Genomic DNA, 21232 nt, shown 5'->3' with positions numbered 1-21232 from the left:
GGCTCCGCCGCGGGCGGGGGGGCCCCCCCCCTGTACTGGGGCGCCCCGACGGCCCGCCCCCCCGCGGGTAACCGCGGGGGGGGGGCACGGCGCCCGTACCGCCGGCCCCCCCCCGCGGCGTTTCCCGCTCCGGTGCTCAGCGCGAGGCGCGCAGCTCCGGCAGCTCGATCAGCTCGGTCTCGTCCTCGGGCGTCAGGTCCACCACGGTCGGCCCGTCCTGCTCCGCGTCCTCGGCACCGACCGGCTGCTCCGGCTGCTCGGCCCGGGCCTCCGAGGCGCCGTTTCGGACCTCCCGGGCCTCCTGGGCCTCGGCCTTCGCCTTGGCGGCGACCGCCTCGTCACCCACCACGTCCGCCAGGTCCGTGCGCTCCCCCAGCTCGGCGACGCTGCCCACCGCCGGCGTCGGAGCGGCCGCCCGAACCACCGCGCCCGTGCCGCGGCCGAAGAAGCTGAAGCCCGGTCCGCGGGTCTGCCCGGACTGCGCCGGACGCGGCCGCTGCCGCTCCACCGGCGCCGGCGCGGTGGCCGGAGCGACCGGCGCCCCGCCGAGCTGAGCGACCGTCGCGGTCAGCGCCGGGCGCAGCGGCGTGGGCTGCACCGCCGTCCGGCCCGCCGGGGCCGGGGCCGGAGCCGGAGCCGGAGCCGGGGAAACCTCGGCCTGGCTGGTCGGCGCCTGCGCGGGGGTGGGCACCGAGGGCGCCACCGGGGCGGGCACGGACACCGGCTCGGGCGCCGGCACAGCCGCCGCGACCGGGGCCGTCGCCACCGGAGCGGTGCGTACCCGCAGCGCGACCTCCGCACCCGCCGTACGCTCCCGCTGCGCCTCCTGCTCGGCGGCGCGCCGCTCCAGCATCCGCAGCACGGACGCGGCGCGGACGAAGGCGGCCGGGCTGGCCGGGTACTTGGGACGGCTCGCGGCGAGCGCCCGCTGGGCGGCCTCGGCCTCCTTGAGCGCCTGCTCGGCCACGGCGACGGCCCGCTCCTTCAGCAACCGGGCGATCTCGGTCTCGGCCTTGGCGAGCCGCGACTTCTCCGCCGTCAGCCGCCGTCCGAACCGGGTGGCCCGCTCCTCGGCGACCTCGGCCGCGTACTCGGCCTCGGCCAGCTGCTCCTCGAACCGCTCCTCGGCCCGCATCCGCTGCGCGGCGGACACCTCGGCGGCCGCCCGGGCCGCCTTGTCCCGCTGGCGCAGCAGCACCGCGAAGCCGAGGGTGGCGATCAGTGCGGCGATGCCCACCGAGCGCACGAGGATGGTGTCCTGACTGAAAAGCAGAGCGGCCAGTGCGGCTACCAGCAGTACGCCGGCGGCGGTGGGGGGAAAGACCCGGCCCAGGACGGAGGAATGACGGTGGCGTCCGCGAGACATGCCAAGAAACTAGCGTGCGAATTGGGGGCGTGTCAGCCCAGGGTCCCCTTCCGCCCTTGACAGTGCGCACTTTTTACCGCACGTGGCCGGCTTTTCACTCAAGATCACGAAAAAAGCCCTGCTCAGCGATGCCCGGCGTGATCCGGCGCGATCCCACGCGACCGGAGGGTGGTCCGCGATGACCGGGGCGCTCCGTCAGTGGTGCGAGGCCGCCGGACCGCTCGGGTCGTCGTGGTTCTCCGGCAGCTTGCAGACGTGCTGCACCCACAGCGCCGCCGCGATCACCGCGGCACCCGCCAGCACGGCGAGCCCGGCGGTGACGGCCTGGTCCTTTCGGGCCGACACGTCCAGCTCGCCGAGCAGGTAGATCCCGGCCCCGGCGTAGATGCCGGTGACCACCGAGGAGACCAGCGCGCTGGCCTGTCCGAGCACCACGGCCCGGGCAGCCAGCAGCGGGTCGACCCGCTTGGCGCCGGGCTGCCGCTCGCGCACCGCCTTCAGCCGGGAGCGCAGCGAGATCGCGGTCGCCAACAGGATCACCGCCACCGCCGCCAGCACCACCGGCGCCGCGGCGGGCACGGCCGGCAGCGTGTCCAGGGAGGCCCACAGCTTGGACCCGGCCCAGGACAGCGCCGTCGTCGCGGCGGTGATGCCGATCAGCAGGCGGAGGCGAAGCAGCTTCACGCGGAGGAGGTCCTTCCCGGGGTCACCAGAGCCGACCGCCCGCCCGGTGGCCCGGTACGGCGGCGTCAGGCCACCGTACCGGGACCGGACGGGCGGACATCTACTCGTACGGCCGGGGCCCCTGACCGAGTTCCCCGACCGCGCGGCCGGCCGGCCGCGCGCCGTCCTGCCGGCACCGCTCCCGTGCTACTCGGGCAGCGTCAGCCGGATGTCGTCGCGGCGCTTCACGCCCTGCGCGTCCGGGCCGCCGAGCGCCGCCAGCAGCGCGGCGACCTGACCGTGCCCGGGCACCTCGGCCTCGGGCTGGGCGTCCAGCCACGGGGCCAGCACGAAGGCCCGCTCGTGCGACCGCGGGTGCGGCAGCAGCAGCTGCGGGTCCTCGCTGAACACGCCCTCGTAGGTCAGGATGTCGACGTCCAGGGTGCGCGCACCCCAGCGGACCTCCCGGACCCGCCCGAAGGCGTCCTCGATCGCGTTGCCGCGCTCCAGCAGGTCCCGCGGGGGCAGCGAGGTGCGCAGCACCACGACCGCGTTGTAGTAGTTCGGCTGTTCCTCCGGCCCCCCGACGGCCTCGGTCTCGTAGACCGCCGAGACGGCCTTGATCTTCAGCCCGGGGGTGTCGGCGAGCGCGTCGACGGCACCCTGGAGGGTGTCCAGCCGGTTGCCCAGGTTGCTCCCGAGCGCGATCACCGCACACCGCTGGCTGTGCAGCGTGGTGTCGGCGGAGTCCACCCGGCTCTCCAGGTCGAACGCGTTCGGCGCGGCGATCGGGTCACTGCTTTTCATCGAAGAAGTCCCTCTGCATCGGAAACCAGGCGCGCGGTGGGGGTCATGCGCGGCCCCGGTGGATGGTCACGGTCACGTCATCGAACGGCACGGTGATCGGGGCGTCCGGCTTGTGCACCGTGACCTCGACCTCCTCGACCGCGTCGTGCTTCAGGCACTGGTCGGCGATCCGCTGCGCCAGGGTCTCGATCAGGTCGACCGGTTCCCCGGCGATGATCGCGGTGACCTCCTCGGCCACGATGCCGTAGTGCGCCGTGCGGGTGAGGTCGTCTCCGGACGCGGCGGGGCGGGTGTCCAGGTACAGCACGAGATCGACCACGAAGGTCTGGCCCTCGACGCGCTCGCGCTCGAAGACGCCGTGGTGGCCCCGGGCTCGCAGCCCCCGCAGGGTGACGCGGTCCAGCAAACGAATCACTGCTCCCAGTCGGACGGGCCCCACCCGGGGAAAGGCATGGACGGGCAGGGCGAAGGCGGGCAGCACGCCCGCCACTCCGTTTCGAATCTACCCGCGAGCGCGGACAACGCCTGACCGTCCTACCCGGCACGAACCGTCGCCACGCGCACCGGAATGGCGATTGACGTGAACGTTCGGTGACCACTCGGAAATTCCCCGGCAACCGTCCGGCAGGGATTTCCCGCAGCCCCCGGAATCAGTCCTCGTCGTCCTCGTCGCCGCTGGTCAGGACGGGTGAACCGTGGTGCGACCAGAGCTTCCACCCGGCCGGGGTACGACGGAACAGATTGCTCGACACGACCTTTCCTCCGACCAGCGGCCCGAGTTCGCCCTCCTCCTCCGCCTCACCGCCGGAGAGGATGTTCTCGGTGCACGTGACAAGGGCCACATCGCCGTGGACCTCGGCCTCGACATCGGTCAGGAAGAACTGGATGTACTCCGTGTTCATCATGATCAGCATGTACGAGCGGGTCACCTGCGCCCGCCCGCGCAACACCGGCCAGCCGGGGTGCACACAGACCACGCCGCCCTTGTCGTCCGCGTGCTCGGGCCCCAGCCAGGCCTCCTCGACGGCCTCGACGTCCCCTCGCTCCAGCGCCTCGTAGAACGCCCGGTTCGCCGCGAGCACCGCCTCCAGGTCCATTTCCCGGGCCCTTCCGGCCGTCCCGCCGCTCAACCTGCCGTCACCTGTCACAGACCCTCCCTCACCCCTGCCGCGCCGCGCGCTGCCAGGCCGCGACCACGCGGACGGCGTCCGCCGTACCGGACACGTCGTGCACCCGTACCGCCCAGGCTCCGGCCTGGGCCGAGAGCACCGAGACCGCGGCGGTCGCGTCGTCCCTCTCACGGGCCGGGCGCAGTTCCCCGGTTTCCGGGTCGGCGAGCAGCGTACCCAGGAACCGCTTGCGCGAAGCCGCGACGAGCACGGGACGGCCGAGCGCGGTGAGCGCGTCCAGCCGGCCGAGCAGCGCCCAGTTGTGCTCGGCGGTCTTGGCGAAGCCGAGCCCCGGGTCGAGGACCAGCTGGTCCTCCTTGACCCCGGCGGCCAGCAGCGCCTCCATCCGCCCGGTCAGTTCGGCGACCACGTCCCGTACGACGTCCTGGTAGACGGCCAGCCGGTCCATGTCGGCGGACTGCCCGCGCCAGTGCATGACCACGAAGGGCGCGCCGGTCCCCGCGACCACCCGGGCCATCGCCGGGTCGGCGAGGCCGCCGGAGACGTCGTTGACGATCGCGGCACCGGCCTCGACGGCCCGCTCGGCGACCGAGGCCCGCATGGTGTCCACGGACACCACCACCCCGGCGGCGGCCAGCTCGCGGACCACCGGCAGCACCCGGCGCAGCTCCTCCTCCTCGGGCACCCGCTGGGTCCCGGGGCGGGTGGACTCGCCTCCGACGTCCACCAGGTCCGCGCCGCGGGCCCGCAGGGCCAGCCCGTGCGCGATCGCCTTGGCGGGGTCGAACCACATCCCGCCGTCCGAGAAGGAGTCGGGCGTGACGTTGACCACGCCCATCACGGCGCAGCGGTCGAGCCGCGGCAGTCCGGCCGGCAGGGAGAAGGACGGCGAATCGCTCATGCGCCCATTATCGAACGGGGCCCCCGCCGAGGATTCTCGGCGGGGGCCCCGGACGGTGTCGAGGTGCCTCAGGCGGCCTCGCCGACCTCGCGGGTCGACGGGACGGGCATCAGGCCCTCGCGCTGGCGCTTGCGGCCGAAGCGCGGCATGCCGAGGGTGATGAAGGCCTCGGCCTGCATCGCGGCGAAGCCGATCCGGGGCAGGTCCCGGGTGCTCGGGAAGACCAGGAAGCGCGGCTCCCACTCCGGCTGGAACTTGGCGTTGAACTTGTACAGCGACTCGATCTGGAACCACCGCGACAGGAACACCAGCAGTCCGCGCCAGGCGCGCAGCACCGGGCCGGCGCCGATCCGCTCGCCGCGGGCCAGGGCGGAGCGGAACATCGCGAAGTTGAGCGACACCCGGCGGATGCCCATGGCACCGACCTCCTGGAGGGCGGCGACGATCAGCAGCTCGTTCAGGCCGGGGTCGGCGGCGCGGTCGCGGCGCATCAGCTCCAGCGAGATGCCGTCCGGCCCCCAGGGCACGAAGTGCAGCACGGCCTTCAGGTCGTCGCCGCTCTCGCCCTCCTCCGGGGCCTTGTGGGCGGTGACCACCACGCAGTCGTCGTCCAGCGGGTCGCCGAAGCGGCCCAGGGCCATCGAGAAGCCCCGCTCGGTGTCGGTGCCGCGCCAGCGGGCGGCGGCGTCGGCGATCCGGAACTTCTCCTCGGCGCTGAGCTCGGAGACCCGGCGCACCTTGCAGGAGTAGCCGTTGCGCTCGATCCGCTTGACCATCTGGCGGACGTTGCGCATGGCCCGGCCGGCGAGCGAGAAGGTGCTGGTGTCGACGATCGCCTCGTCGCCCAGCTCCAGCGCGTCCAGGCCCGCCTCACGCGTCCAGACCTCGCCGCCGACCTCGCTGCAGCCCATCACGGCCGGCACCCAGGCGTGCTCCCGGGCCTCGGCCATGAACACCTTGATCGCGCCGGGCCAGGCCTCGACGTCGCCGACCGGGTCGCCGGAGGCGAGCATCACGCCGGAGACCACCCGGTAGGAGATCGCGGCCTTGCCGGTGGGCGAGAACAGCACGCTCTTGTCGCGGCGCAGCGCGAAGTAGCCGAGCGAGTCGCGCTCGCCGTGCCGCTTGAGCAGCTCGCGGACCTTCTCCTCGTCCTCGGCGGTGAGCTCCGGCTTGGGCTTGCCCGGCCGCAGCGCGAGGTAGGCGGTGGTGAAGGCGGTCAGCAGGCCGAGGCCGCCGAGCAGGTAGGCGACCAGGTCCGACATCCGCTCGTTGGTGTAGCGGACCGGCCCCTCGAAGCCGAAGAGTCCGTACCCGACATGCTGCAGCCGCTCCAGCAGGGCCGGGTGTCCGACCTCGTACCGGGTGCGGGTGCTCACGATCAGCAGGCCGAGCAGCACGCTGAGCACGCCCATGACGACCAGGTTGACCAGGGCGCCCCAGCGCGTCCGCGGGTCGGCCTTGGCGTAGAACTCGCGCTGGTGCACCAGCATCACGGCGAGGACCAGCAGCGAGACGACCGCGGGGCCGATCTGGTGCCAGCGCACGATGTGCAGCGCGGCGCTGACCGGCAGCAGCACGCAGACCGCCCGCCAGGCCCGCCGCTTGCGCCGGCGCAGCGCGTGCGCCACCGGCACCAGCAGGATGCCGACCATCAGCGTGCCGACCGCGGCCAGGCTGGTGGTGCCGCCCGGCAGCTGCCCGGCGAAGGTGTGCATCTTGGTGTGCCGCAGCTTGGGGAACACCGCGCTGGCGATGTCCACCAGCCCGATCAGCAGACAGGCGTAGCCGACCGCACCGGGGAGCCAGGCCCTCGGGACGGCGGCCGCCTGGTTGCGCAGCGTCTGCAGGCCGCGCCGACGGCGCGGCGGCTGCTCGGGGCTCGGCTCAACGGACACGGGAACGCTCATGGAAGCTCAGCGTAGAGGCTGCGGTGCGGTGTCCGTTCACTCCGGGGGAGCACGTGTGATGGACCTTCATGCCTATTCCTTCATCAGGCAATGCGCACACCAAGGACCCGGAAAAGGACGGTAATCCGGGGCCGTGGGCGCGCTGCGGGTTGAGCCGGGGGTGGGAGCCGTGGACCCGCCGCCGCGTGGCGGGACGGGACCCTCCGGTGCGCGTTACGTACGGTGGACGCCGCATTCTAGGGCGCCGGTTGCCCCCGGTCTCCCCCCGCCCTCCCGCACCGGCCCGGGCGCCCGGACAGCCTAGCTGCGGTGGCCCGACCTGACGGACCGCCAGACGATGAAGCCTGCACCGACAGTGTCCCACCGGAAGGCCGACGGCATGGAACTGACCAGCGAAGCGCTGGTGAACTCGCTGCTCGCACTCGGAGCCGTAGCCCTGGTCACCACCCTGTGGGTGTGGCCACGGCTGGCCAGACAGCGCCCGCTCCCGGTGCTCGGCCGGATCGGCCTTCTGACAGTCGTTCAAGTCTCGATCCTCGCGGTCCTGGCGCTGTCGGTGAACAACTCCTTCGGGTTCTACACCTCCTGGCACGACCTGCTCAACCCCGGCGGCGCGAAACTCGCGCTGACCGGCAACGAGAACCACAAGGGCGGCACCCCCGTCTCCGATCAGCTGGTCCAGCCGACCAACGAGGGCGGGCTGGAGACCATCACCAACCTGCCGAAGGGCGCGCCCGAGGAAGTCGGCAAGGTCGAGTCGGTGCGGGTCAACGGCAAGGAGACCGGCTTCTCCGACCAGATGTTCGTCTACCTGCCGCCCGAGTACTTCGACCCGAAGTTCGCCCTGGTCCGCTTCCCCGTCGTGCTGGGCCTGGCCGGCTTCCCGGGCACCTCGCTCAATCTGCTGCACGAGCTGCCCTTCGCCCAGACCGCGATCGACCTCCAGCGCTCCGGCAAGATGCCTCCGAGCGTCCTGGTGATGGCCCGCCCGGCGGTGGTCCCGTCGCGGGACACCGAGTGCGTGGACGTCCCCGGGGGTCCGCACACCGAGACCTGGTTCGCCAAGGACGTGCCCGAGGCCGTCCGCAGCGCCTACCGGGTCGGCCGCACGGCCGGTTCCTGGTCGACCTTCGGCTACTCCACCGGGGGCAGCTGCGCGCTGCGGCTGGCGATGCGCTTCCCGAACGTCTTCGGCAGCGCGGCGAGCCTGCACGGCGACTTCACGGTGCGCCAGGACCAGTACACCGGCGGGGACCTCTTCAACGGCGACAAGACGCTGACCCAGCAGCACGACCTCGGCTGGCGGCTGCAGAACCTCCCGGCCCCGCCGCTCAACCTGCTGGTGGTCTCCACCCGCAACGAGTCGGACTACCCGCAGACCGTCCAGTTCGTCGACCAGGCCACCCAGGTCGCGGCGGCCAACCCCCAGTTCAAGGTGGAGTCGCTGTACCTGGACGACGGCGGGCACAACTTCGACAGCTGGACCAGGGAACTGCCCGCCTCGCTGGAGTGGCTGGGTTCCCACCTGGGGTGACGGGCGAGCTGGCGTCCGAGTGATTACCCGCCGGTCGGCCCCGCCCGGCCGGTGGTTCGGGGGGACGTATCGCGACCGCCCGTCCGGTCCTCCCGGCGGGCGCCGCCCCGGATCCGCGCAGGAGGCACCGTGCTGAGCACCCGATCGCTCTTCGACGAGATCTACCGGAACGACCAGGCGTACCAGCTGTTCTGCAGCATCGCGGCCGGTGGCGAGGACCAGGGCGGTTGGGAGAACGAGCGGATCGCCGCCCTCACCCGGGACCCGGTGCTCGCACCGAAGATCGCCCGGCACGGTGCGGACGAGCGCAAGCACGGCCGGATCTTCACCCAGCTGCTGAACCAGCGCGGCCTGCCCAAGGTGCCCGTCCCGGACGAGGCCGACTACTGCATGCTGCTGGAGCGCCAGGGCGTCGGCCTCTCCCACGAGCGGCTGAACGGCGACGCCCCGCTGAGCGACCGGGAGATCATCACCTACCTCGCGCACAGCCGGGTCACCGAGCAGCGCGCCGCCGAGCAGATGCGCCAGCTGGTCAGGGTGTACGGGGACAACCCGGAGCTCGGCCGGGCGATGCGGATGATCTCCGCCGACGAGGACGACCACCTCGCGTACTGCCACGAGGAGCTGCTGCGGCTGACCGCCGAAGGCCACGGGCCGTACGTGCGGCACACCCTGGAGACCACCGCCCGCGGCGAGATCCGCACCCACCGGGACGTCGGGCTCGCGGTCACCGCCCGGATGGCGCGGATCCTGCGCTGGTCGCGCTGGCAGCTGGCCGTGGTCACCCTCGGGGTGCACGCCCTCTACCTGTACGACCGGGCCTTCGGCTGGCGCCGGATGGTCATGCTGCGGATGCCGGAGCGCCGCAACGCACTGGGCACCCCGGCTCCGCCGCACGCGGAGCACGACGTGCCCTGAGTCGTAGCCGGACTGCCGAAGGACTGCCGGACGATGCCGCTGCCGACCGAGCCCCTACCGACCGATGATGAGGCTCATCGCCTCGGCCCGGGTGGCCGGGTCGCGCAGCTGGCCGCGCACGCAGGAGGTGATGGTCTTGGCGCCGGGCTTGCGGATGCCGCGCATCGACATGCACATGTGCTCGCACTCGACCACGACGATCGCCCCGCGCGGCTCCAGGATCCGCATCAGCGCGTCGGCCACCTGGCTGGTCAGCCGCTCCTGGACCTGCGGGCGGCGGGCGTAGACGTCGACCAGCCGGGCGAGCTTCGACAGCCCGGTGATCTTGCCGCTGGTGGACGGGATGTAGCCGACGTGCGCGACGCCGCGGAACGGCACCAGGTGGTGCTCGCAGACCGAGGTCAGCTCGATGTCCTTGACCAGCACCATCTCGTCGTGGCCGAGGTCGAAGGTGGTGGTCAGGACGTCCTCGGGCTCCTGCCACAGACCCGCGAATATCTCCTTGTAGGCCCGCGCGACCCGCGCCGGGGTCTCCAGCAGACCCTCGCGGTCCGGGTCCTCCCCGACGGCGAGCAGCAGCTCGCGGATGGCGTTCTCGGCCCGCTTCTGGTCGAAGGTCCCGACGGCGGGCGGACCGTCGAGCGTCACCGGGTCGATCATGCGGGCCTCGCTTACTTGTGGGAAGACTCTGGCTGAACAGCACGGATGCCGCGCCTCCAGGGTACAAACCCGGGTGACGCGGCATCCATTCCCCACTGGGGGTCCCCTGCGGGGGCCCGATCAGCCCTCGGTCGGCGGCTCGCCGGTCGGCAGCGGCGGGAGCTTCACGATGTCCACCGGAGCGGTGTCGGAGACGGCGGCGCCGTTGGTGAGCGCCAGCTCCTTCGGCGACTGCACCGGCGGCCGGGTGGACGGCGTGCGACGGGCGGAGCCCGTCCAGGCCGGCCGGGCCGGGCGCTTGACGACCGGGGCGAAGATCTCGGCGATCTGCTCCTTGTTCAGGGTCTCCTTCTCCAGGAGCTCCAGGACCAGGTTGTCGAGCACGTCGCGGTTCTCGACCAGGATCTCCCAGGCCTCGTTGTGCGCGCTCTCGATGAGCTTCTTGACCTCTTCGTCGACCAGCCCGGCGACTTCTTCCGAGTAGTCGCGCTGGTGGCCCATCTCACGGCCCAGGAACGGCTCCGAGTTGTCGGTGCCGAACTTGATCGCACCGAGGCGCTCGGTCATGCCGTACTGGGTGACCATGGCCCGCGCCGTGGCGGTGGCCTTCTCGATGTCGTTCGAGGCGCCGGTGGTCGGGTCGTGGAAGACCAGCTCCTCCGCCGCGCGGCCGCCCAGCATGTAGGCCAGCTGGTCGAGCATCTCGTTGCGGGTGGTGGAGTACTTGTCCTCGTCCGGCAGCACCATGGTGTAGCCGAGGGCCCGACCGCGGGACAGGATGGTGATCTTGTGCACCGGGTCGCTGTACTGGCAGGCCGCCGCGACCAGGGCGTGACCGCCCTCGTGGTACGCGGTGATCTTCTTCTCCTTGTCGGACATGATCCGCGTGCGCTTCTGCGGACCGGCCACGACGCGGTCGATCGCCTCGTCCAGGATGCCGTTGTCGATCAGCTTCTTGTCCGAGCGGGCGGTCAGCAGCGCGGCCTCGTTGAGCACGTTCGACAGGTCGGCGCCGGTGAAGCCGGGGGTGCGCTTGGCGACGGCCGACATGTCGACGTCGGGCGCGATCGGCTTGCCCTTCTGGTGCACCTTGAGGATGTCCAGACGGCCCTGGAGGTCGGGGCGCTCCACCGCGATCTGGCGGTCGAAGCGGCCCGGGCGCAGCAGCGCCGGGTCCAGGATGTCGGGGCGGTTGGTCGCGGCGATCAGGATCACGCCGCCCTTGACGTCGAAGCCGTCCATCTCGACCAGCAGCTGGTTGAGGGTCTGCTCGCGCTCGTCGTGGCCACCGCCGAGGCCCGCACCACGGTGCCGGCCGACGGCGTCGATCTCGTCGACGAAGACGATCGCCGGGGCGTTCGCCTTGGCCTGCTCGAACAGGTCGCGGACGCGGCTGGCGCCGACACCGACGAACATCTCGACGAAGTCGGAGCCGGAGATCGAGTAGAACGGCACCCCGGCCTCGCCCGCGACGGCGCGCGCCAGCAGGGTCTTGCCGGTACCGGGCGGGCCGTAGAGCAGCACGCCCTTGGGGATCTTGGCGCCGACGGCCTGGAACTTGGCCGGCTCCTGGAGGAACTCCTTGATCTCGTGGAGCTCCTCGACCGCCTCGTCCGCGCCGGCGACGTCGGCGAAGGTGGTCTTGGGGGTGTCCTTGGTGAGCAGCTTGGCCTTCGACTTGCCGAACTGCATGACGCGCGAGCCGCCGCCCTGCATCTGGTTCATCAGGAACAGGAAGACCAGGACGATGATGACGATCGGCAGCATCGACAGCAGCAGGCTGACGAAGGTGCTCTGCTTCTCGGGGCTGACGGTGTAGCCCTCGGTGAGGGAGCTGCTCCTGTCGTTCATCTGTGACTGCAGCTTGTCGGCGATCGCGACGCCCTGGTCACCGATGTACGAGGCCTGGAACTTGCTGCCGGACGGGGCCTTGCCCGTGCCGGCGGGGGACAGCGTGGCGCCGTCCTTCAGCTGGATCTTGATCGTGTTCGAGTCACCAGTGGTGATCTGCGCGGACTTGACATTGTGCGCGTCGATCGCCGCGACCACCTGACCGGTGTCCACCGTCTTGTAGCCGTTCGAGTCCGAAACGACCTGCATCAGTACGATGACGGCGAGGACGGCCAGCACGATCCACATGATCGGCGCACGGAAGTATCGCTTGACGTCCATCCATGCGGGGCGTTGCCGCCCCGTCCCTCCTGCCACTCAACGGCGCCGGGTGGCTGTGGGCCGCGGCGCATCCGAATCGGTGCTCATGTGAAGAGCGGTTTATTGGACCGTACCGCAGTCGGACCCACCGATGGCGGGAGCGCGGCGACACGGCCGTCGTTCTTTGTCCCCCGGTCCAACGGGCGGGAACGACCAACTGTTCCCGCCCATAGCCCGAACGGGCCCTCAGCCGCCGTAGACGTGCGGGGCGAGGGTGCCGATGAAGGGGAGGTTACGCAGCTTCTCCGCGTAGTCCAGGCCGTAGCCCACCACGAACTCGTTCGGGATGTCGAAGCCGACGTACTTGACGTCGATCTCGACCTTGGCCGCGTCCGGCTTGCGGAGCAGGGTGCAGACCTCCAGCGAGGCCGGACCGCGCGAGCCCAGGTTGCCCAGCAGCCAGGACAGCGTCAGACCCGAGTCGATGATGTCCTCGACGATCAGGACGTCCCGGCCCGCGATGTCGGTGTCCAGGTCCTTCAGGATCCGCACCACACCGGAGGACTTGGTGCCCATGCCGTACGAGGAGACGGCCATCCAGTCCATGGTGACCTGCGAGTGCAGGGCCCGGGCGAGGTCGGCCATGACCATCACGGCCCCCTTGAGGACGCCGACGATCAGCAGGTCCTTGCCTGCGTAGTCCCGGTCGATGCGCTCGGCCAGCTCCTGGAGCTTGGCGTCGATCTCGTCCTTGCTGATGAGCACCTTCGCGAGGTCAGCGCCCATGTCGTTCTGGTCCACCGGGGATACGTCCTCAAACGTTCGGGGTCTGTGTGGCCGGCGGCCGGCTCCCCCTGGACATGCCTCGCCCTCAGTCGCCCTGCCGCCGAAAGACCAGCGTGCCACACCGGCGGGTGGCCTCGACGCCCCCGGGTAGGTGCAGCGGTCCCTGGCCGCGCCATCCGGTGACCAGCAGGTCCACCGTCTCCAGGTGCCGGGCGAACAGGTCCCCGGCCGGGCAGCCCGCGCGCAGCGCGGCCCGGCGCAGCACCCGGCGCCGCACGGCGGGCGGCAGTTCGGCCAGTTTCACGGCGTCCAGGGCGCCCTCGCCCGTGCGCAGGTCGCGCTCGGCCAGGGAGGCCCACTGGTCGAGGGCGTCGGCGTCGTCGCGGAACAGCCGGGCGGTGCGGGCCAGCGCCTCCACCACGCCGCCGCCCAGGTGCTTCTCCAGCACCGGCAGCACCTCGTGGCGGACCCGGGAGCGGGTGTAAGCGGGATCACAGTTGTGGGGGTCGTCCCAGACCGGGATCGCCTGGGCGGAGCAGGCCTGCCGGGTGGCCGCCCGGTCCAGCTCCAGCAGCGGCCGGCGGTAGCGTCCCTTCTGGGCCGGCATCCCGGCCAGCGAACGGGAGCCGGAGCCGCGGGCCAGGCCCAGCAGCACGGTCTCGGCCTGGTCGTCCCGGGTGTGGCCGAGCAGCACCGCGATCGCGCCGTGGCGCTCGGCGGCCTCGTCCAGCGCGGCGTAGCGGGCGTCCCGGGCGGCGGCCTCCGGGCCACCGGAGCGGCCGACCAGCACCGGAACGGCCTCGACCGGGTCCAGGCCCAGCGAGCGCAGTCGCTCGGCCACCTGGGCGGCGCGGTCGGCGGAACCGGGCTGCAGGCCGTGGTCGACGGTGACTGCGCCGACCCGCAGGCCGATCTTGGGGGCCTCGAAGGCGGCGGCGATGGCGAGCGCCATCGAGTCGGCGCCGCCGCTGACGGCGACCAGGACCAGCGGCGAGCCGGGGGCGGCAGGGGTGCGGGGCAGCCCGGAGGGATGGCGGGCGGCGTTGCCGATCAGGGTGGTGCCGACGGCGGCACCCACCAGCGGCGCCCCGGCCGGGCGCTCGCGGGGCTCGCGCACGGGCGCGGTGAAGGTGGTACCGGCCTCGGCGGCGAGGTCGGTGAGCGTGCGGCGAACGGCCAGGCGTATCGCGGCGACGGCGGGGTGAGGGCCCACGGCGGACGACTCCTCGAGGGAGGGGGACAGGACTGCGGCGGGCGGCCGGGACCGCGCGCCTGCATGAGCGCCTCGTTACCGGGCGCTCACAGATGGTGGCAGAAAGTGGCGACCCGCTACGCCACCCGCGCCACCGGTACGACCCCCGTCCCACGTTCGGGTGAATGGAGAAACGTATCTTCACCCACCACCTGCCTGATTGGACCACTCGTACGAGCGGGTTTGACCGCCACCGACCGGCAGCGGTCCCGCCGCGCGCCGGGATCCCCCGATCGGGGCCGCACAGGGCCTCCCGGGGCCCGGCGGGCGCGGAAGCTCCTCTCAGCGGCCGACCCGGGCGACCCAGGCGGCCGGGTCGTGGATCTCGTCCTTGGTCGGCAGGGTGTTGGGGGACGTCCACACCCTGTTGAAGCCCTCCATGCCGACCTGCTCCACCACGGCCCGCACGAACACCGCGCCGTCCTGGTACTGCCGCAGCTTGGCGTCCATGCCCAGCAGCCGGCGCAGCACCAGGTCGAGCCGGTTCGCCCCGCGGTCGCGGCGCTGCTGGAACTTCTCCCGGATCTCCGCGACCGTCGGCACCACGGCCGGGCCGACCCCGTCCATCACCACGTCCGCGTGGCCCTCCAGCAGCGACATCACCGCCGTCAGCCGGCCGAGGATCTCGCGCTGCGCGGGCGACTGGACGATCTCCAGCAGGTTCCCCGCCGGGGCGCCCTCCCGGCCCTCCCGGTTGCCCGCCCCCGGCAGCCCCGCCCCCAGCGAACCCGCCGCGTCGCGCAGCCGCTCCAGCAGCGCTCCCGGGTCGACGTCCGTCTCCGCCAGGAAGGACTGCACCTCGGACTGGATGTGGTCGCGCAGCCACGGCACCGCGGTGAACTGCGTCCGATGCGTCTCCTCGTGCAGGCAGACCCAGAGCCGGAAGTCCGACGGGTCGACGTCCAGCTCGCGCTCGACGTGCACGATGTTCGGCGCCACCAGCAGCAGCCTGCCCGGCCCCGGGCCCTCCGGGCCCAGCCGCGGCTTGTCGAACAGCGCCGCCGGACTGTCCGGGGCCTCCAGCAACGGCTCGGCCGGGGCGAAGGTCTCGTACTGGCCCAGCACCTTGGTCGCCAGGAACGCCAGCAGCGCCCCCACCTCGATCCCGGTCGCCTTCTCCCCCACGGCACCGAACACGCCGGCCGCCGCGCTGTTCGCCCGCCGGGCCTGCAGCTTCTCCACCAGTGGCTGGACGACCGTGCGGAAGCCCGCCACGTTCGCCCGCACCCAGCCCGGACGGTCCACCACCAGCACCGGCGTGGCGGTCGCCGCGGCCAGACTGCTCGACCGCATCCCGGTGAACGCCCGCACGTGCTCCTCGGCCTCCAGCGCGTGCCGGCGCAGCTCGGCGACCACCGCCGCCGCCTCCGCCCGACTCACCTCCGGCCCCGGCCGCACCAGCCTGGTCGCCGTTGCGACCGCGAGATTCCAGTCGACCATGTCAGCCCCGCCGCTCGCGCTCGTCATGTCCTCACCGTACGTGCTCCCCACCACCAACGGCAGCCACCCGCCATGAACACCCTGCCCGCCCCCGACCCCCCTCGAACCCGCCACCGGTGACGGCGGTCGAGGACGCGGGGAGCACCACCGGGGAAAGCCGGAACACCCGCCCCGCCCGGCGGCGGCCCGGCCGGAGTGCCCAACGGAGGACGGCCGCCGGACCCGCGCCGGGCGCCCCGGGTCCCGACCAGCGCGGTGGCCGCCGCGCCGCCCGGCGAGCCCGTGCCACGCCGGGCGGAGGCCCCGACGACGCACACGGTGCGGCACCGCGGCAGGCGGGGCCGTCGGCGGATGCGCCCGGCCGCCCGTTCCCCGCCCGCGCGCGGCACCGACCTGGCCCACCGGGCGGCGCCACGGTCGGCGAGGACGTCGGCCGCCCGCAACGAGGGGTCAACGGCCTTGCCGCGCAGGGCGTTGCGGCGCGGCCGCCGCCCTCGTGGCGGCGGCCGCGGCTCTGCGCGGGTCAGTGACAGCCGCAGGAGGCGAGGTGGGCGGCGATGCGGTCCATGGCGGCGCGGGTGGTGTCGACCGGGACGGTGGAGGGGGTGCGGCTCATGACGGCGAAGGTGAGGAGGCGGCCGTCGGCGTCGACGACGGTGCCGGCGAGGGCGTTGACGCCGCTGAGGGTGCCGGTCTTGGCGCGGACCAGGCCGGCCGCGTCCGCGGCGCCGGAGCCGGAGTCGTAGCGCTTGCCGAGGGTGCCGGTGAAGCCGGCGACCGGGAGGCCGGTGAGGACCGGGCGCAGGGCGGGGTGCTGGTCGGAGGCGGCCAGGGCGAGGATCCGGACCAGGACGGCGGGCGGGATCTGGTTGCCCTTGTTCAGGCCGCTGCCGTCGTTGAGGACCACTCCGGTCATCGGCACGCCGAGCTTGGCCAGTTCCTGGGTGACGGCGCTCGCCGCCCCCTCCGAACTGGCCGGCTGGTGCGCGGCGAGGGCGACCTGACGGGCGATCGCCTCGGCGAGCTGGTTGTCGGAGTTGGTCAGCAGGCGCTCGACGAGCCGGGCGACCGTCGGCGAGTCGACCTTGCCGAGGACGGGGGCGTCGGCGGCGGCCGGGGCGTCGGCCGGCCTGGCCTTGCCGTCGACGGTGACGCCCTGGGCGGCGAGCAGCGTGGCGAAGGTCGCGGCGGCCGCGGCAGCCGGGTCGAGGACCCGGTCCGGGGCCTCCTCGGCGCTCTTGGGGTCCACCCTGCCCTCGTCCGCCATCAGCGGGACGACCAGGGCGATGTTCTGGTTGTCGGGGGGCTGGTGATGCGGGTCGCCGGTGTACAGCGACAGGTCGTAGTCGAGCTTGACCCTGCCGGTGCCGGCCGCCTTCAGGGCGGCGGCGGTCTGCCGGGCGAGTTCCTCCATCGAGGCGGGGGCGGTGTCGGCGTCGACGGGCCGGCCGCCGAGTTGCACCTGGTCGGCGGGCAGCGCGGTGAGCGTCGGGTCCCCGCCGCCGACCAGGGTGATGGTGCCGGGGTCCGCGCCGCGGACCACCCGGGTGGTGAGCCGGGTGTCGCCGGGTATCAGGGACAGGGCCGCGACCGTGGTGGCCAACTTGGTGGTGGAGGCGGGGGTGGCCGGGACGTTCTCCCCGGAGCCGTACAGGAGTTGGCCGCCGGCGGCGTCCGCGACGGCGATGGCCACGGTGCCGAGGTTCTTGTCGGAGACGTAGGGGGCCAGCGCCTGCTGGAGGCCCTGCGCGGTGGGGACGGCGGCCTCCGGGCCGTTCTCGGCGGTGGCCAGCACGGCGCCCGTCGCGGCCGTCGCGACCGCCGTGGCCGGGGGCGCGGCCGGAGAACCGCCGCCGCTGGGTGTGCCGGTGGGCGGCTGCGCGTGCGCACCGCCCGCTCCCAGCGCCGTTCCGGCGACCAGTAGGGCCGCTCCCAACAGTCCGGCGGCCGTCCCCCCGCGACGGCGCGCCGCCCCTCCCCCTGCTCCCACCGACCGGCCCCTTTCCCGAGCACTCACTCCCGTAGGAGACACTTGGATTCTGTCAGTCCCTACCTTGGAGGAACCGTTGGAGTTCGACGTCCTTATCGAAATCCCGAAGGGCTCTCGCAACAAGTACGAGGTCGACCACGAGACCGGCCGTCTGCGGCTCGACCGGATGCTCTTCACCTCGACCCGCTACCCGGCCGACTACGGCTACGTCGAGGGCACGCTCGGCGAGGACGGCGACCCGCTGGACGCCCTGGTCATCCTGGACGAGCCGACCTTCCCGGGTTGCCTCATCAAGTGCCGCGCCATCGGCATGTTCCACATGACCGACGAGGCCGGCGGCGACGACAAGCTGCTGTGCGTCCCGGCGACCGACCCGCGCTGGGAGCACCTGCGCGACATCCACCACGTGTCGGAGTTCGACCGCCTGGAGATCCAGCACTTCTTCGAGGTCTACAAGGACCTGGAGCCGGGCAAGTCCGTCGAGGGCGCCAACTGGGTCGGCCGTGCCGAGGCCGAGGCCGAGGTCACCGCTTCGATCAAGCGCCTCGCGGAGCAGGGCGGCCACTGAGCCGTCGTTCCGATCTCGTTCGCTCCTCGTCCGATCGGGGCAGTCCGAGGCAGGTCGGGACGGGTTGTCGGGCCGGGGTCCGCGGATTCGTCCGCGGACCCCGGCCCCTGCCGTCTCCGGGAGTGCTCAGTCCTCCAGCCGGAAGCCGACCTTGATGCACACCTGGTAGTGCTTGATCCGGCCGTCCTCCAGGTGGCCCCGGACCTGCGAGACCTCGAACCAGTCGAGGTTGCGCAGCGTCCGGGAGGCCCGTTCCACCCCGTTGCGTATCGCGGCGTCGACGCTCTCGGTCGAGGACCCGACGATCTCGGTCACCCGGTACACGTGGTCGGTCATGGCGGACTCCCTCAGCTGTGCGACGGCCCCCGGTCCACCGTGCACCGCCCCGGGGCGACCCGCACCCCGACGGGGGTACGCCGGGGCCGCCGGGGCGTGTCCGGCACCTCCTAGAAGGCCGCCCGCACCTCGCCGACCGGGGCGCCGCCGCCGAACAGCGGGGCCGCGCCGATCCGCTCGACGGTGTCCTCCGCGCCGGTCACGCCGAGCCGGCGCAGCGCGGCCGCCAGCACCGGGCCGCGGGCCCGCTCCGCGCCGTCGTCGATCTTGAAGGCGAGCGCCCGCCCGTCCGGCAGCGCGACCACCTGGACGGCCTCGGCGCCCATCTTGGACAGCGCGCCCGGGACGGCCCGCATCAGCCAGGTGTCGGCCCGGCGGGTGCCGGCCACGTACTCGGGGTGGGCGCGCATGGCGTCGGCGACCCGGCGCTGCGCGGTCCCCGCGGCGGCCAGCACCAGGCCGCGGTAGCCGCGGGCCAGGCCGGTCAGGCTGACTGCCAGCAGCGGGGCGCCGCAGCCGTCCACGCCGGTGTGCACGGGGGTCTCGCCGGTGCCCTCCGCAAGGGCCTCGCGGGCCAGCTCCTGGATCGGGTGCGCCGGGTCGAGGTAGCTCCCGGTGTCCCAGCCGTTGGCGACGCAGGCGGCCAGCCAGCCGGCGTGCTTGCCGGAGCAGTCCATCAGGATCGGGGCGCGCCGCCCGCCGACGCCGAGCAGCAGCTCCGCCTCGGTCTCGTCCAGCGGGAGGTCGGCCGGGGTGCGCAGGGCCGATTCGTCGAGGCCGGCGGAGCCCAGGATGGTCCGGACACCGTCGAGGTGAAACGATTCGGCAGAGTGGCTGGAGGCCGCCAGCGCCAGCAGTTCGCCCTCGATCGCCAACCCGGCCCGCAGCGTGGCCACCGCCTGGAACGGCTTGGCCGTCGAGCGGGGGAAGACCGGCGCGTCGGGGTCGCCGAGCGCGAACTCCACCGAGCCGTCGGCGGCGAGCAGGACCAGGGAGCCGTGGTGGCGGCCCTCGGTGAAGCCCGAGCGTATGACCTCGGCGAGCACGGGCGGGGTGGCGGACTGGGACATCGGGGTGCCTTCCGGGGGCGAGGGTCGGACCGGGAGGAAGCCGGACCCCACCCGCCCCTGACGACTCACCCGGTCAGAGCGGCCTCTCCGAGAGCAGGTCGTCGACCCGTGCTTCCCCATCACGGTACCTGCGGGTGATCTCGGCATTGCAACCGTCGGCCGTCCGCAGCAGCAGCTGGCGGCGTCCGGACACCTCGCGCTCGTGGGCGCGCAGCCGTTCCAGGGCGGCCAGCAGCTCCTCGGCGGGGTGGGCGGCGAGGTCGGCGAGCTGGACGTCGCCCATCAGCGCGTCCGCCTCCAGCTGCGACTCCTGGGTGCGCGGCGGGCCGAGGGTGACGTGCCGGGCCGAGCGCCGCACGGTGGAGGGCGCGTCGGTCAGGATGGCCGGCAGCCGGTCCAGCAGGTCGCCGGGCTCCCCGCCGGCCACCGGGGCTCCGCTCCCGTCGCCGCCCGCCCGGGCGGGGTGGGCGGCGCCGCCGGGGCGCCGGTCGAGCTCGGCGCGCAGGATGTCCATCCGCCCGTGCAGCAGCCGCCGCAGGTAGGAGAGGTCGGCCTCCTGCTCCATGGTCTCCCGGCGCAGGACCCGCAGCTGGTCCAGGCCCAGCCGCTCCAGGTCGGGCTCGCCGTCCGGGCCGACCGCCCAGGAGGGGGCTCCGGGGGCCTGCGCCACCTGCCCGGATCGGTTCCACGCCGCGCTGCTCGCGTCCATCATCCAGCCCACCTGCCGTCGTCCGATCCCGCCCGCCCGCTCGCGGCACCCCGTCCCTGCCGCCACTCCGGCCCGTCCCCCGACGGGCTCGCGCGTCCCGTCCGTTGGCACGCCCGGGAGCCCCGAAGGGGTTCCGCTCCCCGGCCGGGACCACCCACCGGGCGATCCCGGCAGAACGACTGTCCTACCGGCTCGACCGCCCGGCCGAACCCCGGCCCGGTGCGGCGGACCTCCAGGCGCACCGAGCCCTCCGTACGGTCCCCCAGCGTGCCACCCCACCCGGCGCGCGCGCACCGCCCGTGCACCCGAACGGCCCCCTGGCGAACAGGGGTGGCTGATATGACCAGGGCTTTCCGCTGGAAGAGCAGCGCCCGAACCTGCGCAGGCGCGCGCTGCACGGCGTGCGTCAGTCATATGCACGCCCCTGGCGTGCGCTCCTCGTACGCGCTCCTCTCGTGCGCTCCTCCCGTCCCTCCTCGGACGCGTTCCGGCCCCGCGGCCCGGGCGTCCAGGGCCGATTCCCCGGAGCCCCCGCCGGGCCGTACCGCGCTCCGGCACAATGGCGGCATGCGAGCAGTGGTGCAGCGAGTGACCGAGGCCCGGGTGACCGTGGCCGGAGAGACCGTCGGTGCGATCGAGGGGCCCGGGCTGTGCGTCCTGGTCGGCGTGACCCATGAGGACACCCCGGCCAAGGCGGCGCAACTGGCCCGCAAGCTCTGGACGCTGAGGATCCTGCCGGTCAACGAGGAGGGTGTGGAGCAGAGTTGCTCCGACATCGGCGGCCCGCTGCTGGTGATCAGCCAGTTCACCCTCTACGGCGACGCCCGCAAGGGCCGCCGCCCCACCTGGACCGCGGCCGCCCCCGGTCCGGTCGCCGAGCCGCTGGTGGACGAGGTGGTCGCCCAACTGCGGGCGCTCGGCGCCAAGGTGGAGACGGGCCGGTTCGGCGCCGACATGCAGGTGGCGCTGGTGAACGACGGCCCGTTCACCGTCCTCGTCGAGGTCTGACGGCTGGGGCCAGGGCCCCGCAGGCCCGAAGGC

20 protein-coding genes are annotated in these 21232 nt (G+C 73.2%); 4 read left to right on the top strand and 16 right to left on the bottom strand.

The genetic code is table 11. The features are described 5' to 3' along the window. Positions 1-136 precede the first annotated feature (136 nt). The 7 genes from ACH4J0_RS33620 to ACH4J0_RS33590 all read right to left on the bottom strand — a co-directional run bounded on the left by ACH4J0_RS33620 (position 137) and on the right by ACH4J0_RS33590 (position 6777). Positions 137-1366: a hypothetical protein gene (locus ACH4J0_RS33620; RefSeq protein ID WP_396244768.1), complete on the bottom strand. Its 1230-nt coding sequence runs from the start codon at positions 1364-1366 to the stop codon at positions 137-139. 195 nt (positions 1367-1561) lie between these two features. Beyond that, positions 1562-2050 carry a DUF3180 domain-containing protein gene (locus ACH4J0_RS33615; protein ID WP_380411349.1) on the bottom strand — a complete coding sequence of 163 codons (489 nt, stop codon included), beginning with the start codon at positions 2048-2050 and terminating at the stop codon, positions 1562-1564. 186 nt (positions 2051-2236) lie between these two features. Continuing rightward, a complete protein-coding gene (gene folK, locus ACH4J0_RS33610) occupies positions 2237-2836 on the bottom strand; it encodes a 2-amino-4-hydroxy-6-hydroxymethyldihydropteridine diphosphokinase (RefSeq protein WP_396244766.1) in 600 nt (199 codons plus the stop codon). A gap of 43 nt (positions 2837-2879) precedes the next feature. Next, complete coding sequence (gene folB, locus ACH4J0_RS33605) at positions 2880-3239, bottom strand: dihydroneopterin aldolase (protein WP_030288941.1); 360 nt, start codon at positions 3237-3239, stop codon at positions 2880-2882. Positions 3240-3486: 247 nt separating this feature from the next. Further along, positions 3487-3933, bottom strand: a complete 447-nt coding sequence (locus ACH4J0_RS33600; protein WP_396244765.1) for a nuclear transport factor 2 family protein — start codon at positions 3931-3933, stop codon at positions 3487-3489. Positions 3934-3994: 61 nt separating this feature from the next. After that, entirely contained in the window at positions 3995-4867 is an 873-nt protein-coding gene (folP, locus tag ACH4J0_RS33595; protein WP_396244763.1) for a dihydropteroate synthase, read from the bottom strand. A 68-nt stretch (positions 4868-4935) separates the two neighbouring features. Next, the gene (locus ACH4J0_RS33590; protein WP_396244762.1) at positions 4936-6777 is read right to left on the bottom strand and encodes a phosphatidylglycerol lysyltransferase domain-containing protein; all 1842 of its coding nucleotides are present in this window, start codon (positions 6775-6777) and stop codon (positions 4936-4938) included. Between the two features lie 379 nt (positions 6778-7156). On the opposite strand from ACH4J0_RS33590, the gene ACH4J0_RS33585 reads away from it, so the two are divergent. Both ACH4J0_RS33585 and ACH4J0_RS33580 read left to right on the top strand, forming a co-directional pair. After that, the gene (locus tag ACH4J0_RS33585; RefSeq protein WP_396244760.1) at positions 7157-8311 is read left to right on the top strand and encodes an alpha/beta hydrolase; all 1155 of its coding nucleotides are present in this window, start codon (positions 7157-7159) and stop codon (positions 8309-8311) included. A 129-nt stretch (positions 8312-8440) separates the two neighbouring features. Next, positions 8441-9229 (top strand): ferritin-like domain-containing protein, encoded by a 789-nt coding sequence (locus tag ACH4J0_RS33580; protein WP_396244758.1) that lies wholly within the window; start codon positions 8441-8443, stop codon positions 9227-9229. A 54-nt stretch (positions 9230-9283) separates the two neighbouring features. Here ACH4J0_RS33580 and folE read toward each other — a convergent pair whose 3' ends face one another. The 6 genes from folE to dacB form a co-directional block, all read right to left on the bottom strand. Further along, positions 9284-9889, bottom strand: coding sequence for a GTP cyclohydrolase I FolE (gene folE, locus ACH4J0_RS33575; protein WP_030309924.1), 606 nt, complete (start codon positions 9887-9889; stop codon positions 9284-9286). Between the two features lie 120 nt (positions 9890-10009). Then, positions 10010-12061: an ATP-dependent zinc metalloprotease FtsH gene (ftsH, locus tag ACH4J0_RS33570; RefSeq protein WP_396244757.1), complete on the bottom strand. Its 2052-nt coding sequence runs from the start codon at positions 12059-12061 to the stop codon at positions 10010-10012. 225 nt (positions 12062-12286) lie between these two features. Then, complete coding sequence (gene hpt / locus ACH4J0_RS33565) at positions 12287-12841, bottom strand: hypoxanthine phosphoribosyltransferase (protein WP_045692298.1); 555 nt, start codon at positions 12839-12841, stop codon at positions 12287-12289. Between the two features lie 70 nt (positions 12842-12911). Next, positions 12912-14039: a tRNA lysidine(34) synthetase TilS gene (gene tilS / locus ACH4J0_RS33560; protein WP_396244755.1), complete on the bottom strand. Its 1128-nt coding sequence runs from the start codon at positions 14037-14039 to the stop codon at positions 12912-12914. A 321-nt stretch (positions 14040-14360) separates the two neighbouring features. Further along, the gene (locus ACH4J0_RS33555) at positions 14361-15545 is read right to left on the bottom strand and encodes a zinc-dependent metalloprotease (protein ID WP_396244754.1); all 1185 of its coding nucleotides are present in this window, start codon (positions 15543-15545) and stop codon (positions 14361-14363) included. A gap of 496 nt (positions 15546-16041) precedes the next feature. After that, positions 16042-17454: a D-alanyl-D-alanine carboxypeptidase/D-alanyl-D-alanine-endopeptidase gene (gene dacB, locus ACH4J0_RS33550; protein WP_396244752.1), complete on the bottom strand. Its 1413-nt coding sequence runs from the start codon at positions 17452-17454 to the stop codon at positions 16042-16044. A 130-nt stretch (positions 17455-17584) separates the two neighbouring features. On the opposite strand from dacB, the gene ACH4J0_RS33545 reads away from it, so the two are divergent. Further along, positions 17585-18076 (top strand): inorganic diphosphatase, encoded by a 492-nt coding sequence (locus tag ACH4J0_RS33545; RefSeq protein ID WP_030059594.1) that lies wholly within the window; start codon positions 17585-17587, stop codon positions 18074-18076. Positions 18077-18202: 126 nt separating this feature from the next. Here the strand turns inward: ACH4J0_RS33545 and ACH4J0_RS33540 are convergent, their stop codons facing one another. The 3 genes from ACH4J0_RS33540 to ACH4J0_RS33530 form a co-directional block, all read right to left on the bottom strand. Continuing rightward, positions 18203-18412, bottom strand: coding sequence for a dodecin (locus ACH4J0_RS33540; RefSeq protein WP_030288965.1), 210 nt, complete (start codon positions 18410-18412; stop codon positions 18203-18205). Positions 18413-18522: 110 nt separating this feature from the next. Then, positions 18523-19482, bottom strand: a complete 960-nt coding sequence (locus ACH4J0_RS33535; RefSeq protein WP_396244751.1) for an asparaginase — start codon at positions 19480-19482, stop codon at positions 18523-18525. Between the two features lie 73 nt (positions 19483-19555). Then, positions 19556-20194, bottom strand: coding sequence for an ABC transporter substrate-binding protein (locus tag ACH4J0_RS33530; RefSeq protein ID WP_396244749.1), 639 nt, complete (start codon positions 20192-20194; stop codon positions 19556-19558). Between the two features lie 564 nt (positions 20195-20758). On the opposite strand from ACH4J0_RS33530, the gene dtd reads away from it, so the two are divergent. Then, the gene (dtd, locus tag ACH4J0_RS33525) at positions 20759-21199 is read left to right on the top strand and encodes a D-aminoacyl-tRNA deacylase (RefSeq protein WP_396244747.1); all 441 of its coding nucleotides are present in this window, start codon (positions 20759-20761) and stop codon (positions 21197-21199) included. Positions 21200-21232: the final 33 nt, after the last annotated feature.

Source organism: Kitasatospora sp. NPDC017646, assembly GCF_044329365.1.
In the GTDB taxonomy this organism is placed as follows: Bacteria; Actinomycetota; Actinomycetes; order Streptomycetales; family Streptomycetaceae; genus Kitasatospora.
This window is presented reverse-complemented; position numbering and strand designations above follow the sequence as displayed.

Coding starts and splice junctions, on each gene's coding strand:
- folP (WP_396244763.1), bottom strand. CDS start 4,867: ATGAGCGATTCGCCGTCCTTCTCCCTGCCGGCCGGACTGCCGCGGCTC.
- ACH4J0_RS33530 (WP_396244749.1), bottom strand. CDS start 20,194: ATGATGGACGCGAGCAGCGCGGCGTGGAACCGATCCGGGCAGGTGGCG.
- ACH4J0_RS33540 (WP_030288965.1), bottom strand. CDS start 18,412: ATGACCGACCACGTGTACCGGGTGACCGAGATCGTCGGGTCCTCGACC.
- ACH4J0_RS33555 (WP_396244754.1), bottom strand. CDS start 15,545: ATGACGAGCGCGAGCGGCGGGGCTGACATGGTCGACTGGAATCTCGCG.
- folE (WP_030309924.1), bottom strand. CDS start 9,889: ATGATCGACCCGGTGACGCTCGACGGTCCGCCCGCCGTCGGGACCTTC.
- ACH4J0_RS33585 (WP_396244760.1), top strand. CDS start 7,157: ATGGAACTGACCAGCGAAGCGCTGGTGAACTCGCTGCTCGCACTCGGA.
- folK (WP_396244766.1), bottom strand. CDS start 2,836: ATGAAAAGCAGTGACCCGATCGCCGCGCCGAACGCGTTCGACCTGGAG.
- ACH4J0_RS33535 (WP_396244751.1), bottom strand. CDS start 19,482: ATGTCCCAGTCCGCCACCCCGCCCGTGCTCGCCGAGGTCATACGCTCG.
- ftsH (WP_396244757.1), bottom strand. CDS start 12,061: ATGGACGTCAAGCGATACTTCCGTGCGCCGATCATGTGGATCGTGCTG.
- ACH4J0_RS33620 (WP_396244768.1), bottom strand. CDS start 1,366: ATGTCTCGCGGACGCCACCGTCATTCCTCCGTCCTGGGCCGGGTCTTT.
- dtd (WP_396244747.1), top strand. CDS start 20,759: ATGCGAGCAGTGGTGCAGCGAGTGACCGAGGCCCGGGTGACCGTGGCC.
- ACH4J0_RS33600 (WP_396244765.1), bottom strand. CDS start 3,933: ATGGACCTGGAGGCGGTGCTCGCGGCGAACCGGGCGTTCTACGAGGCG.
- ACH4J0_RS33590 (WP_396244762.1), bottom strand. CDS start 6,777: ATGAGCGTTCCCGTGTCCGTTGAGCCGAGCCCCGAGCAGCCGCCGCGC.